Raw genomic sequence first — 12437 nt, 5'->3', positions numbered from 1 at the left:
GTGGACCTCCCTCTTTTGGCCGCCGGGATTACGCGCGCGGCGCGTAATCCTGGTAGGACTTCTCTTCCACGTACGCCGAGCCCAGCGCCAGGTTGATCGCCTTCTTGATGCGCGCACGCTCGTCGTTGCGCAGGTAGACGCTGCGCGCCAGGTCGATGAAGCCCTGGTCGAACGCCTGCGCCTTTTCCTTCAGGCGGATGTCGTCCTCGATGTCCCACAGCTGCTCGTTGACCGCCTTCAGCTCGGCACGCAGCTTGGCGATGTCCTTCACCGCCGCCGGGTGCGCCATCCAGGTCTGCTCCAGCGCCGACAGCTCCCTGCGCACGTTGGCCAGCTTGCCCTCGTCGCTGATGCGCTCGGACTTGATCTGCAGGATCGAGATCTTGTCCAGCAGCTCGCCGAAGGACACGGGGACAAGGATTTCAGCGCTCATGGGGGAAGGCTCCAGCAGGTGATGCATACATGGTAACCCGCGCGGCGCAAACGCTGCGCCCCGGCGCCTGCAGGGTCAGCCGAGCGCGATGACTGGGGGAGATCCCCCCGCAGCTGCGTTAGCGGTCTGGAGAGGCGGCCTGTCGCCTCCTCGCCCGGCCAGTCCAACGGCCGAGCGCGCGCGACCCGCCCTGCCCACGCTGCAACGTGTTGAAAACACGCCGCATCAGCGTGTTCATGCAGCGAAAAAGGGGCGGCATCCGCACTTCACTCCTTTCCGTGGAACTCCGCATGCATCGATATCCCGCCCTCCCCACCCGTCGCGCCACCGTCCTCGGCAGTGCCCTTGTTGCAGCACTTCTCGGCATCGCTGCCTCACCGCAGGCCCATGCCAGTGCCTTCCACGTGAATGGAGACACGCTCTACTACACCGGCAATGTACTGGCGACCGATCCGCAGACGCTGGAGGCCTACATCCTGGCCGCGCAGGCCCGGGGTACGCCGCTCCGCCAGGTGGTGTTCCGCAACTCGCCGGGCGGGGCCGCCTCCGGTGGCGTGGGCATGGGTGCCGTCATCCGCCAGCACGGGCTGGATACCGTACTGGACGGCGGCTGCTACTCGGCCTGCGCCGACGCCTTCGTTGCCGGCGTGAAGCGCAAGGTCACGCAGTTCGGCCTGCTGCCGGCGCACGGCAACTACACGGAGACGGTGCTGGGCATCCATGGCGAATCCGGCCCGAACGGTCCTACCCCCTACCCGGGGCAGGACAAGTACATCAAGTACTACCGGGACATGTTCGGCCCGACCGACTTCGCGGTCATCGAAGCGCGCATCGTCCAGGCGCACTATGAACTGACCCAGCAGTCGGGCTTCCTGCGCTACTTCGACCCGAACGTGGCGGCCGTGGCCACGCGCTTCTGCCCGACCCGCGACCAGAGCGCGGCAGGCAACTGCACCGCGTATCCCGGTGTGACCTTCTACAGTGATCGCGTCGTCACCGAAGCCGGTTACGTCCAGACCGGCGACGTGCTTTCCGTCGACAAGGACGTGAGCGGAGACCTCAATCCGAACCTGGCCGTGCGCGGGCGCTACACCAATGCGCTGGCCAACCTGCGCTACTTCCAGCAGTCGGCCCCGGACATCCGGCTGGACGACGCCTTCGGTATGATCCGTATCGGCAAGGGCGGGGTCTGGTCGCTGGATACCGCTTCCGCCGCCCAGTATGTGGTCGCCGATGGCGGCACCCTGCGCCTGCAGCAGAATGGCTGGATCCACCACGCCGAAGCCATCGGCGCCCGCAATGGCGGGCGCATCGAACTGCAGCAGGGCGCACTGCGCAGCCTGACCGTGATCGAACGCGGCGGCGTGCTGACCGGGCACGGTTCATTGAATGCCACGATCGACATCAACGAGGGCGGAACGCTCGCGCCGTCCGGCATCGTCATGCGCCCCTACTCGCTGGAAGCACTCGCACCGGGTGGCGACGACGTGTTCACCAGCGAGCGCTTCCGGATCGGCAAGGGTCGCTACATCAACCTCAATGACGGTGCGAACCTGGCCTTCCAGGTCGACAGCCAGCGCACTGCACCGGCACTGACGCTGGAAGAAGCCCGCTACTTCCTGGTCGATGAGGACCGGCAGGCGGGGGACTACAACCTGTTCGGCAACATCAACCGCGCCGTGCTGAGCATTGCCCCCGCCGCCAGGCTGACGCTGGACGTCAAGCAGGCGTTCTTCCCGGCCGGGCAGCAGAACCACCTGGTGGGAACCCAGGTGGATGCCAGCGCCCTGCAGCTGCCCATCGCCCCCTGCAGCGCGTCGAACGGTGAGTACGCTGGCCTGTGGTGCCGCACCGCTACGCCCGATACCCTGACCCGCGCAGCACCGGTGTCGGACTTCATCGAAGGGCGCTTCCAGTACGTCGAGCGCAGTGGCGAGGCCGGCAGCGCGGTGGACCTCACCGCTCCCGGCGCCGTATTCCGCCCTCGCCACAATTCACTGCTCAGCTTCACCGTCAACCAGACCGGCAGCGGCCTGTGGCTGACCGCCAATCCCTCCTTCGACGACACACGCCTGTTCGGCAACGCCGCATCCGGCGACGGTCTGGGCATCGCATTGCAACAGGCCGCTGCGCAGCGCACCTCCTCGATGAGCGGACTGCTGGGTGCCCTGCAGTTCGCTGACCGCGATGACATCGCGCGCCAGGCGGGAGCATTGCGCGGCGACGCGCATGCCAGCCTGCGCCTGGCCGATACCGCACTGGTCGGCAGCATCGGCAACGTCGTGCAGCAGCACCAGGCAGCATCGCGCAGCGGTGGCGATGCGGACGGCCTGGCAGCACAGGCCGCGCAGACCGCCTCGGCGCAATCGGCAACGACCGGCAGTCGCCTGTTCAACCAGCTGGCGATGCACCTGGTCGCACCGGCAGATGCAGGCAGTGATGCGGGCGACGCCGGACACAACCGCAGCTTCTGGGCGCGCGGGTTCGGCAGCCATGGCCGTATCGAGGGTGGTGCGGGCGTCGCCGGCCTGAACCACACCATCGGCGGCATCGCGCTTGGTGCCGATACCCGTCTGGCAGACGACCGCGTGACACTGGGCGTGAGCCTTGCCGCGGCCGACATGTCGACCCGGTCCAGCGAAGGTGCAGGATTCAGCGGCGATGTCCGCGCGCTGGATATCGGCGGCTACGTGGACGCGCTCTATTCACGTGGCTACCTGTCCGCCGCCGTCCGCTACACCGATCTTCGCCACGACACCCGTCGCAGCATCGAGGGGATCGAGGGCCTGCAGGCACCGCTGCGCGCGAAGTACAGCAACGACGCGATCTCTGCGCGCGTGGAGCATGCGTTCTCGTTCACCACCGGCAACGGCGTGGTGATACAGCCGCTGCTGCCGGTGATCGACTACATGCGCACCTCGGCCACGCACTTCAACGAAGGCCAGGACGCAGCCGCACTCATCGGCCGCAGTGGCAGCCTGGAGAGCATCCGCGCAGGCGCCGGCCTGCAGTTGTTCAAGACCTTCGACGGCAACAACGGCGAGCGCATCACCCCGCGGGCCCGCGTGGTCTGGCAGAAGGAGCTGGGCGATACCCAGGCCCGCTACAGCAACGGCTTCGCCGCCGCCCCGGACCTGCTGTTCAGTGCCAGCAGCCAGCCCGTCGGTGAGCAGGTCCTGGCCTGGAACCTGGGCGTGACCAGCCGTGCCAGCAAGCGCCTGTCGGTGATGGTTGATTACGTGGGCGAGCGGCGCGACGGCCAGACCCAGAACGGCATCCAGCTGGGGCTGGGCTACACGTTCTGAGCACACGCCATTCGCACAGGGCATCGGTCCCCGCTCTGTGCGAATGGCCTTGCCTTCCACGCCGTGCGTGGATGCACCCAGCGGGCAACGAGCGGCGCAACGTGTGGGGCGACGCGCGAAACGCGCGTCGTGTCCCGCGCCAGATAAAAGAAAAGGGCTGCCTTTCGGCAGCCCTCTTCTATTCCCGCAGAGACAAGGAAATCATCAATGCCGCATCTACGCCCGGAACCATCTGGAGAAGCAAGCCCCTCTGTTGAGGGGCTGCCCCGACAGGGGCGGGGAGAGGCAGGCAAAGGGAGGGGCCCACGCGTTGCCACGCAACGTGTGGGGCGACGCGCGAAACGCGCGTCGTGTCCCGCGCCAGATAAAAGAAAAGGGCTGCCTTTCGGCAGCCCTTTTCTTTTATCTGGCGGAGAGGGGGGGATTCGAACCCCCGAGGCGCTATAAACGCCTGCCTGATTTCGAGTCAGGTACATTCAACCACTCTGCCACCTCTCCGGGTGGTCCCCGGCGGACCGGGGACGCGCATCATACGAGGAAGTGAGGCCGACGACAAGTCATTACGGCCAACGAACTGAAAATTTCTTGGGCGCATGCCTTGCCGGATGCCTGCGGCCACCCGATGATGCCTGTCTCCCCCGGCAATACCCCGCCCTGCCTACCATGATCGAATTCGGACACCTCACCCACCCCGGCATGCGCCGCGAGCTCAACGAGGACACCTACTACGGTGACAGCGAGCTGGCCCTGTGGCTGGTGGCCGACGGCATGGGCGGGCATGCCTGCGGCGAAGTGGCCAGTGCACTGGCACGCGAAACCATCGTGCGCGAGATCCGCCGCGGCGCACCGCTGGCACAGGCCATCCGCACTGCCGACGAAGAGATCATCCGCGCCTCGCGCCGGCGCAACGACACGTTGCCGATGGGCACCACCGTAGTCGCCGCGCGTGTGCAGGGCAACCGCTATGAAGTGGCCTGGGTCGGCGACAGCCGCGCCTACCTGTGGCGCGACGGCCAGCTGGCGCAGCTCAGCCAGGACCACAGCGTGGTGCAGGAACTGGTCGCGCAGGGCAACCTGACCGCCGAACAGGCACGCGCGCATCCGCATCGCAACGTGGTCACCCAGGCACTGGGCGTGACCGATCCAGCCCACCTGAACGTGGCCACCACCAGTGGTGAGCTGCGTCCGGGCATGCAGCTGCTGCTGTGCAGCGACGGTCTCACCGAGGAAGTGGATGACCGCGGCATCGCCCGCACCCTGGCATTCGAAGATGCCAGCGCGCAGGAATGCGTGGATACGCTGGTCGCCGCCGCACTCGATGGCGGTGGCCGTGACAACATCAGCGTGATCCTGGTGCGCTGCCATTAACCGGTAGAGCCACGCCATGCGTGGAGGCGGTAGTGCCGGCCGCTGGCCGGCTCACCCGGGGAACCTCGTATCAGGACGATGCCGGCCAGCGGCCGGCACTACCTCATTCCAGGCATTACGCGCTGGCGGGCTCTTCCACCTTCGGGCCATCCCACAGTGCGTGGCCGGCCTTCTTGCGCAGCCGTTCCAGCCGCGCAGCGTGCGCTTCCAGTTCCGACGGCGTAGCCACCACGCGCGGACGCGGCAGCAGCTTGCTGGTATCGAAAGCCTGCAACGCCGCGCCGGCACCGCCGCCGTCGTCATCGCCCAGGCCGAAGCCGATCTCTTCCTGGCCCGAGGTCAGTGCGATATAGACATCGCCAAGGATCTGCGCATCGAGCAGGCCGCCATGCAGCGCACGGTGCGAGTTGTCCACGCCCAGCCGCTTGCACAGCGCATCCAGCGAGTTGCGCTGGCCCGGGAAGCGCTCACGCGCCATCGCCAGGGTATCGATGACCGTGCAGCGGTCGGTGATCTTCCCGTACTGCGGCCCCAGCAGCGACAACTCGTTGTCGAGGAAGCCAAGGTCGAACGCCGCGTTGTGGATGATCAGCTCGGCGCCATCGATGAACGCCAGGAACTCATCGGCGATCTGCGCGAATTCAGGCTTGTCATCGAGGAACTCCAGGGTCAGGCCGGTGACTTCCTGCGCGCCCTGTTCGAACTCGCAGTCCGGCTTGATGTACTGGTGGTAGTTGTTGCCGGTCGGGCGGCGCTTGAACAGCTCCACGCAGCCGATTTCGACGATGCGGTTGCCCTTCTTCCACTCCAGGCCGGTGGTTTCGGTATCGAGGATGATCTGACGCATGGGCTCAGTTTACCGGGCTGGCGTCGCGGATCTGGATCGCCGCGTTGCGGGCCAGGGTATCCACCCGCTCATTGTCCGGGTCGCCGGAGTGGCCCTTCACCCAACGCCAGTCGATCTGGTGCCGCAGCGTGGCCGCGTGCAGGCGCTCCCACAGCTCGCGGTTCTTCACCGGATCACCGCCAGCGGTCTTCCAGTTCTTGCGGATCCAGCCGGGCATCCACTGGGTCAGGCCCTGCCGCACGTACTGCGAGTCGGTGTAGAGCACGATGTTGCACGGCTCGGTCAGCGTCTCCAGCCCGGAAATGGCCGCCATCAGCTCCATCCGGTTGTTGGTGGTGTGCGCTTCACCGCCACTGAGCTCGCGCTCGTGGCCCTTGTAGCGCAGCAACGCAGCCCAGCCGCCGGGGCCGGGATTGCCGAGGCAGGATCCGTCGGTGTGGATTTCGATGGTTTTCAATACAGCTCCAGAATCAGGTAGCAACGGTGCCGTGCCAGCGCACCGGCAGCGGTTTCGGCCCGGGCAGGGCCAGCGTGCGTTTCTCCGCATGGAACAGGCAGGCCGCGCGCAATGGCGCCCAGCCCCCCGGGCGACGTCCGCCGGCACCGCGCCAGAGCGGGCCGAGGTAGCGCATATCGTCGCACTCCAGGCCATGGCGGCCGAGCAGCAGGCGGATCCGCTGCGGCGTACGCACCACCAGCCCATGCTGCCGCCAGTGCGTGCGGTAGGGGCTGAACGGATTGAGGCTGCTCAGCCACAAATGGCCGCCCGGCATCAATACGCGCTCGCACTCGTCGAGCAGCAGATCGGCATCGCCGGTGGTGACATGCTGCAGCACGATCGCATTGACGCTCTCGTTGGCCAGGGGCAAGGGCAGCCCGCAGCGGGTATCGCCGTCATAGCCCGGCCCCGACCCCTGCCGGAACAGGCGCAGGCCGCGCCCACCCAGCTGCGCATCCTCCAGCCAGGCCGCACTCGGCGCGATCCACAGCCAGGGCTGCGCGGGCAGTGCCGACAGCTGCGGAAGCAGCAACTGCCGTTCCAGAACGCGCAGCGCCGCCGCCGGCTCACTGTCGAACCACGGGGTCTGGCTCGCTTGACGGGTGCTCTGCAGCGCGGGCATGGTCCAATTCTATGCGACTGACTGCCCTGCCCGCATTTGCGGATAACTACATCTGGACGCTGATCGCCGACGATGGCACTGCCGTGGTCGTCGACCCCGGCGATGCCGCGCCAGTGCTCGCACTGGCCGATCAGGGCCTGCGCGTGGACACGATCCTGCTCACCCACCACCACGACGACCACATCGGTGGCGTGCCCGCACTGCAGGCTCGTTTTCCCGGTGTACGGGTCATCGCGCCGGTCGAAGAGCGCATCCCCACGGCCACCGAGCGGGTCGGCGAAGGTGAACGCGTTCAGGCACTGGGCCGGACGTTCCACGTACTATCCGTGCCCGGGCATACCTGCAGCCACATCGCGTTTCACACTGCTGAACATCTTTTCAGCGGAGATTCGTTGTTCAGCCTGGGCTGTGGACGTCTGTTCGAAGGTACGCCGTCCCAGCTGCTGGCATCGATGCGCAAGCTGGGTACCTTGCCCGCGCAACTGCTGCTTTGTTGCGCCCACGAGTACACCGTGTCAAATGCCGTCTTCGCGCGGCATGTCGACCCCGCCAACGCTGCCCTGTGGCAGCGCCAAGAGGAGGCTTTGGCCATGCGCCGCGATGACCGTTCCACCCTGCCGGTAACCCTGGCCAACGAATTCGACTGCAATCCCTTCCTGCGTGTGCACGCGGCGCCGATCCGTGCGTCGGTCTCGGCACACCTGGGCCGTGACGTCGTTGACGACGTCGACGTGATGGCCGGTCTCCGGCACTGGAAAGACGGCTTCCGCGCATGATGCGCCGAAGTCTGCCGCTGGCCCTGGGCCTTGTCCTGGGGCTGGCCGGAACCGCGGGCGCACAGTCGCTGGGCGCCGGCATCAGCCAGAACCTGACCGCTGCCGCGGCCCTGCCGCTGGATCCGTCCGCGCTGCCCGCCGCTTCGGTGCGCAACGGCCAGGAGATCTTCACCAGCTTCCGCGACGGCCTGGCCGAACCCAGCTGCGACGCCGAGGCCACCAGCCCACGCTGGCAGAAGCAGTTCGCCCACGCCCCCTCGCGCCTGGCCAACCAGGATGACGATGCGCTGGTGCTGTTCGGCTACGTGGTCGAAGAGCTGCGCAAGGCCGACCTGCCCACCGAGTTCGCGCTGATTCCCTTCGTGGAAAGCGGCTACCGGCCCAATGCCCGCAATGGCAGCGGCCCGACCGGCCTGTGGCAGTTCATCGCCACCACCGCGCGCAACCATCGCGTGCCGATGACCAACGGCTATGACGGCCGCCTGTCGGCGGTCGATTCGACCCAGGCCGCAGTGCGCTACCTGAAGACCCTGCACGGCATGTTCGGCGGCGACTGGCGCCTGGCCACGATGGCCTACAACGCCGGCGAGTACCGCGTGCTGCAGTCCATGCGCAAGGCTGGCATGAACGCGCAGAACGCCAAGCCTTCGGCGCTGCCCGGCCTGTCGCCGGTCACCCATGCCTACGTCGAGAAGCTGCATGCCCTGGCCTGCGTGCTGGAAGACGTGGAAGACCAGCCTGGCGTGATGGCCTCGCTGGACCGCACCGTGCCGGTGCTGAAGGACCACACCCTGCCTGCGGGCACCAGCGTGCAGCAGTGGGCCGCACAGCGCGCCCTGGACCCTGCCAGGATCGCCCGCCTCAACCCGGCCTTGGCCTCCGGTGGCCGCCCCTCGGGTACCACCCGCGTGCTGGCGCCGGTCTCGGCCGCAAATGCGACGGTAGCGGAGGCAGCGACCGCGCTGGTCGCCACCACCGCACCGGTGGCGGCCGCTGTACCGACGCCGCAGGTCACCAGAACCGTCGCCGCGATCGCCGACCGTCCGCGCAGCCGCCGCCACACCGTGCGTGATGGCGAGTCGGCCTGGACCATCGCCCGCCGCTACGGCATGCCGGTGAAGGCCCTGCTGTCGCTGAACGGCCTGAGCGGCAGCAGCGTGCTGAAGCCTGGCGCGGTGCTGCGCGTCGAGGATTGACGCACAGGCCAAGCGCCTCCCGTATAGAGCCGAGCCCATGCTCGGCTTTTTCATGCCTGCGCCCAGCGGATGCAGTCGAGCACGGCTCGACTTTACAAGAGGCGGTCGAGCAAGCTCGACCACTACCAGAGGCCAAGCGCGCCACAAACGACGCGAAGACAAAAAAAGGCCCGGCATTGCCGGGCCTTCTTCGATTCTGCCCGCCGCGAGGCTTACAGGTTCGCTTCGGTGGTCTGGATCACGAACTTCTTGCGCATCGCCTCGACATAGGCCTTGGCCGCAGCCATGCCATCGATCTGGCTCAGCTGGTCCTTCAGCTGCTTCTGCTGCTCGGCGGTCACTTCCTTCACGTCGCCCGGGTTCACCTTGTTCACCGCGAACAGCAACGCATGGCCGTTGACATCGACCTTGCCGTAGCTCGGCTTGCCATCGGCCGGCACCGGCGCGCTGAAGATCGCGCGGTTGATTTCCGGGGTCGGCACCGGCTGGCTGCGCGGCAGGCCGGGCATCGGGCTCAGCTGCAGCTTCTCGCTGGCCGCCAGCGACTGCAGGGTGGCGCCCGCCTTCAGCTTGGCCAGCACGGCATCGGCCGCTTTGTCGCTGGCCTGGCGCTGACGGTCGGCACGGATCGCGGCGATCACCTGCTCGCGCGCCTTGTCCAGCGGCATGGCCTGTTCCGGGGTGTGCGCGGCCACGCGGATGACCACACTGTGGTTGGTCGCGCCGCCCAGCGCAATCGGGTCGCTGGCGGTCCCGTCCTGCACCAGCACGTCGGAGAAGGCGGCACGCAGCACGCCCGGGTCAGCGGCGATGCCACTGGCGGTGGCACGGGTGATCGGGCCCAGCGTCTGCAGCGGCAGGTTCACTTCCTTGGCCGCGGCAGCCAGATCGCTCGGGCTCTTGTTGATGGCGTCGACCAGACGGCCGGCCAGTTCGTTGAAGCCGCGCTCGCCGTCGGCCTTCAGCTGCTCGGCAGCCAGCGTGTCACGCACTTCCTCGAAGGACTTGCCCTGGCCGCCACGGACCGCAGCAACCTTGATGATGTGATAGCCGAACTCGGTCTTGACCGGACCAATCACGTCACCGGCCTTGGCAGCGAACAGCGCATCTTCGAACGGCTTGACCATCGCGCCGCGTTCGACCCAACCCAGGTCACCCCCCTGGCCCTTCGAACCCGGGTCTTCCGAGTTGGCCTTGGCCAGTGCAGCGAAGTCGGCGCCGGCAGCCTTGGCTTCGGCGGCAATCTTGTTCGCCATGGCTTCGGCACCGTCGCCGGCGATCAGGATATGCGAGGCCTGGCGCTGCTCCGGCGTGGTGAACTTCGCCTTCTCGTCTTCATAGCGCTTGCGCAGGGTGGCTTCGTCGGCGGCGGTCGGTGCCGGCAGGTTCGCACCATTGATCTCGACGTACTCGAGCGAAACGCTCTCGGCCTGGCGGAAGTCCTTGCCATGGCTGTCGTACCACTGCTTGATCTGCGCGTCGGTCACCGGCGCGGTATCGGCCGGCACTTCCGGCAACGCGGCCAGTTCGACATCGCGGGTCTCGCCCAGCAGCTTCAGCAGGCGCTCGGTCTCGGACTGGGTAACGAAGCCCGAGTTCTGCAGGCCCGACGGAATCACCGACTGCTGCAGGCTCTCACGCACCAGTTCCTGGAACTGGGTCGGCGTGCGCGGCGGATTGCCACCGGCAAGCGCCAGGCGGTAGTTGTTCTCGTTGAACTTGCCGTTCGAATCGAGGAAGGCCGGGATGGTGGCGATGTACTCGCGCACCGCGCCATCGCCGATCACGACACCGGCCTGCTCGCCAACCAGGCGCACGACCTGTTCGTCGATCAGCTGATCGAGCACGGCCAGCTTGTTTTCGGTGCTTTCAAACGCGCGCGGGTCGAAATTCTCGCCCTGCTGCTGGCGCTCACGCATGCGCTCCTGCTCGAAGCGGGTGCGGAAATCCTGCGCGCTGATCTCATGGTGCTGCCACAGCATGCGCACCGGCCACCACGACGGTGCCGAACGCCACCAGGTCGGCGGCGCGGAAACCTTGGCCACGTTCTGTGCGCCAACGCCACCGAGGTAGCTGTTGTCGATCACGAACAGGAACGGAATCATCAGCAGCCCCAGGATCACGGTGACGATCCAGCCTGAGGTCTTGTCGCGGAGTTTCTGCAGCATGGTGAGGAATCACAAGGCCTGATTGGCGAGCCCGGCAGTGTAACCCGCTTCGTCGCAGGGACCAAAAGCAGCGCTGGCGTGGCCTGCGCACCGCTTCCGACGGCACAAAGAAAAAGCCCCCGGCTTGCGCCGAGGGCTTTTAGAGTTGGCGGAGCGGACGGGACTCGAACCCGCGACCTCCGGCGTGACAGGCCAGCATTCTAACCAGCTGAACTACCGCTCCGCGCTGAAACTTTGCAGGTGCCCAGTATATCCGAAGACTCCTTGGAAACCCAGCCCGATGAACACTTTTTTCAAAGTTTTTTCACAGGGACTTAAGAATTCTGCAATGGCGGAGCGGACGGGACTCGAACCCGCGACCTCCGGCGTGACAGGCCAGCATTCTAACCAGCTGAACTACCGCTCCGTTCTTGCAAAAACCTTTCGCCTTCTTCCCGAGCCTTCCGGGGAGAAGACAAGGCCCCCGGCTTCAGGCCGGGGGCCTCGATGTAGTGGCGGAGCGGACGGGACTCGAACCCGCGACCTCCGGCGTGACAGGCCAGCATTCTAACCAGCTGAACTACCGCTCCGCATTGTTGCTTTTTTGCTTTCCAGCCGGCCTGGACCGGGAAGAAAACAAAGCCTCCAGCTTTTGGCCGGAGGCCTCGTTGAATGGCGGAGCGGACGGGACTCGAACCCGCGACCTCCGGCGTGACAGGCCAGCATTCTAACCAGCTGAACTACCGCTCCACACTCAAACTTTTACCGCGGTGCTGTGGTGGGTGCTGAGGGTTTCGAACCCCCGACCCTCTCCGTGTAAAGGAGACGCTCTACCGCTGAGCTAAGCACCCCAGCGAGCCGCTTAGTTTACAGCATCCTTCAGGGCCTTGCCAGCCTTGAACGACGGATTCTTCGAAGCAGCGATCTTGATGGTGTCGCCGGTCTTCGGGTTGCGGCCGGTGCGTGCAGCACGGTCGCGGACCTGGAAGGTACCGAAGCCAACCAGGGTGACCGCATCGCCGTCCTTCAGCGCCTTGGTGATGGCAGCAACGACGGCATCGACAGCGCGGCTGGACTCGGCCTTGGTCAGGTCGGCAGCTTCAGCAACGGCATCGATCAATTCGGTCTTGTTCATTCTCTACAACTCCTTTGGCGGTGGGTTCCGCTTATTCGACAGGGAAGCAACCGCATGCCTTCTGCATGCGGCCACCATGTGGAAACGGTTCGCCGATTCAGTCATCGCT

At 66.4% G+C, this 12437-nt stretch carries 10 protein-coding genes and 6 tRNA genes; 4 read left to right on the top strand and 12 right to left on the bottom strand.

What is annotated here, in order from left to right:
- Positions 1–28: 28 nt before the first annotated feature.
- Positions 29–433, bottom strand: a complete 405-nt coding sequence (locus AC5P9P_RS00535; RefSeq protein ID WP_445950338.1) for a DUF6165 family protein — start codon at positions 431–433, stop codon at positions 29–31.
- 290 nt (positions 434–723) lie between these two features.
- Between AC5P9P_RS00535 and AC5P9P_RS00530 the strand changes: the two genes are divergently transcribed.
- Complete coding sequence (locus tag AC5P9P_RS00530) at positions 724–3738, top strand: autotransporter outer membrane beta-barrel domain-containing protein (protein WP_495232556.1); 3015 nt, start codon at positions 724–726, stop codon at positions 3736–3738.
- A gap of 407 nt (positions 3739–4145) precedes the next feature.
- Here AC5P9P_RS00530 and AC5P9P_RS00525 read toward each other — a convergent pair.
- Positions 4146–4236 (bottom strand) — tRNA-Ser (locus tag AC5P9P_RS00525).
- A gap of 165 nt (positions 4237–4401) precedes the next feature.
- Here AC5P9P_RS00525 and AC5P9P_RS00520 point away from each other — a divergent pair.
- Positions 4402–5106 (top strand): PP2C family protein-serine/threonine phosphatase, encoded by a 705-nt coding sequence (locus AC5P9P_RS00520; RefSeq protein WP_005408277.1) that lies wholly within the window; start codon positions 4402–4404, stop codon positions 5104–5106.
- A 115-nt stretch (positions 5107–5221) separates the two neighbouring features.
- Here AC5P9P_RS00520 and dnaQ read toward each other — a convergent pair whose 3' ends face one another.
- From dnaQ to AC5P9P_RS00505, 3 genes are read right to left on the bottom strand one after another with little or no spacing between them, the layout of a single operon-like run.
- A complete protein-coding gene (dnaQ, locus tag AC5P9P_RS00515; protein WP_012479272.1) occupies positions 5222–5953 on the bottom strand; it encodes a DNA polymerase III subunit epsilon in 732 nt (243 codons plus the stop codon).
- A gap of 4 nt (positions 5954–5957) precedes the next feature.
- Positions 5958–6410, bottom strand: a complete 453-nt coding sequence (gene rnhA, locus AC5P9P_RS00510; RefSeq protein ID WP_005408275.1) for a ribonuclease HI — start codon at positions 6408–6410, stop codon at positions 5958–5960.
- Positions 6411–6423: 13 nt separating this feature from the next.
- A complete protein-coding gene (locus tag AC5P9P_RS00505) occupies positions 6424–7074 on the bottom strand; it encodes a class I SAM-dependent methyltransferase (protein ID WP_049432361.1) in 651 nt (216 codons plus the stop codon).
- 11 nt (positions 7075–7085) lie between these two features.
- Here AC5P9P_RS00505 and gloB point away from each other — a divergent pair, with 11 nt between their 5' ends.
- Together gloB and AC5P9P_RS00495 are read left to right on the top strand one after the other, a co-directional pair.
- Positions 7086–7850: a hydroxyacylglutathione hydrolase gene (gloB, locus tag AC5P9P_RS00500; RefSeq protein WP_049432357.1), complete on the top strand. Its 765-nt coding sequence runs from the start codon at positions 7086–7088 to the stop codon at positions 7848–7850.
- Positions 7847–9046, top strand: a complete 1200-nt coding sequence (locus tag AC5P9P_RS00495) for a lytic transglycosylase domain-containing protein (protein WP_005408272.1) — start codon at positions 7847–7849, stop codon at positions 9044–9046. Before gloB ends, AC5P9P_RS00495 begins: the two co-directional genes overlap by 4 nt.
- Positions 9047–9258: 212 nt before the next feature.
- On the opposite strand, the gene AC5P9P_RS00490 is transcribed toward AC5P9P_RS00495, so the two are convergent.
- The 7 genes from AC5P9P_RS00490 to AC5P9P_RS00460 all read right to left on the bottom strand — a co-directional run bounded on the left by AC5P9P_RS00490 (position 9259) and on the right by AC5P9P_RS00460 (position 12328).
- Positions 9259–11214, bottom strand: coding sequence for a peptidyl-prolyl cis-trans isomerase (locus AC5P9P_RS00490; protein WP_495232555.1), 1956 nt, complete (start codon positions 11212–11214; stop codon positions 9259–9261).
- A gap of 146 nt (positions 11215–11360) precedes the next feature.
- A tRNA-Asp gene (locus AC5P9P_RS00485) sits at positions 11361–11437 on the bottom strand.
- Positions 11438–11543: 106 nt separating this feature from the next.
- Positions 11544–11620 (bottom strand) — tRNA-Asp (locus AC5P9P_RS00480).
- An 86-nt stretch (positions 11621–11706) separates the two neighbouring features.
- Positions 11707–11783 (bottom strand) — tRNA-Asp (locus AC5P9P_RS00475).
- A gap of 83 nt (positions 11784–11866) precedes the next feature.
- A tRNA-Asp gene (locus AC5P9P_RS00470) sits at positions 11867–11943 on the bottom strand.
- 26 nt (positions 11944–11969) lie between these two features.
- A tRNA-Val gene (locus tag AC5P9P_RS00465) sits at positions 11970–12044 on the bottom strand.
- A gap of 11 nt (positions 12045–12055) precedes the next feature.
- Positions 12056–12328, bottom strand: coding sequence for an HU family DNA-binding protein (locus AC5P9P_RS00460; protein ID WP_005408270.1), 273 nt, complete (start codon positions 12326–12328; stop codon positions 12056–12058).
- Between the last annotated feature and the right edge of the window lie 109 nt (positions 12329–12437).

It is taken from the genome of Stenotrophomonas sp. YJH_SMC_14-1 (genome assembly GCF_059372275.1).
The sequence above is the reverse complement of the archived record's forward strand: the minus strand, read 5'-3'. Positions and strand labels throughout refer to the sequence as shown.

Coding starts and splice junctions, on each gene's coding strand:
- AC5P9P_RS00505 (WP_049432361.1), bottom strand. CDS start 7,074: ATGCCCGCGCTGCAGAGCACCCGTCAAGCGAGCCAGACCCCGTGGTTC.
- AC5P9P_RS00535 (WP_445950338.1), bottom strand. CDS start 433: ATGAGCGCTGAAATCCTTGTCCCCGTGTCCTTCGGCGAGCTGCTGGAC.
- AC5P9P_RS00520 (WP_005408277.1), top strand. CDS start 4,402: ATGATCGAATTCGGACACCTCACCCACCCCGGCATGCGCCGCGAGCTC.
- AC5P9P_RS00490 (WP_495232555.1), bottom strand. CDS start 11,214: ATGCTGCAGAAACTCCGCGACAAGACCTCAGGCTGGATCGTCACCGTG.
- gloB (WP_049432357.1), top strand. CDS start 7,086: ATGCGACTGACTGCCCTGCCCGCATTTGCGGATAACTACATCTGGACG.
- AC5P9P_RS00460 (WP_005408270.1), bottom strand. CDS start 12,328: ATGAACAAGACCGAATTGATCGATGCCGTTGCTGAAGCTGCCGACCTG.
- AC5P9P_RS00530 (WP_495232556.1), top strand. CDS start 724: ATGCATCGATATCCCGCCCTCCCCACCCGTCGCGCCACCGTCCTCGGC.
- dnaQ (WP_012479272.1), bottom strand. CDS start 5,953: ATGCGTCAGATCATCCTCGATACCGAAACCACCGGCCTGGAGTGGAAG.
- AC5P9P_RS00495 (WP_005408272.1), top strand. CDS start 7,847: ATGATGCGCCGAAGTCTGCCGCTGGCCCTGGGCCTTGTCCTGGGGCTG.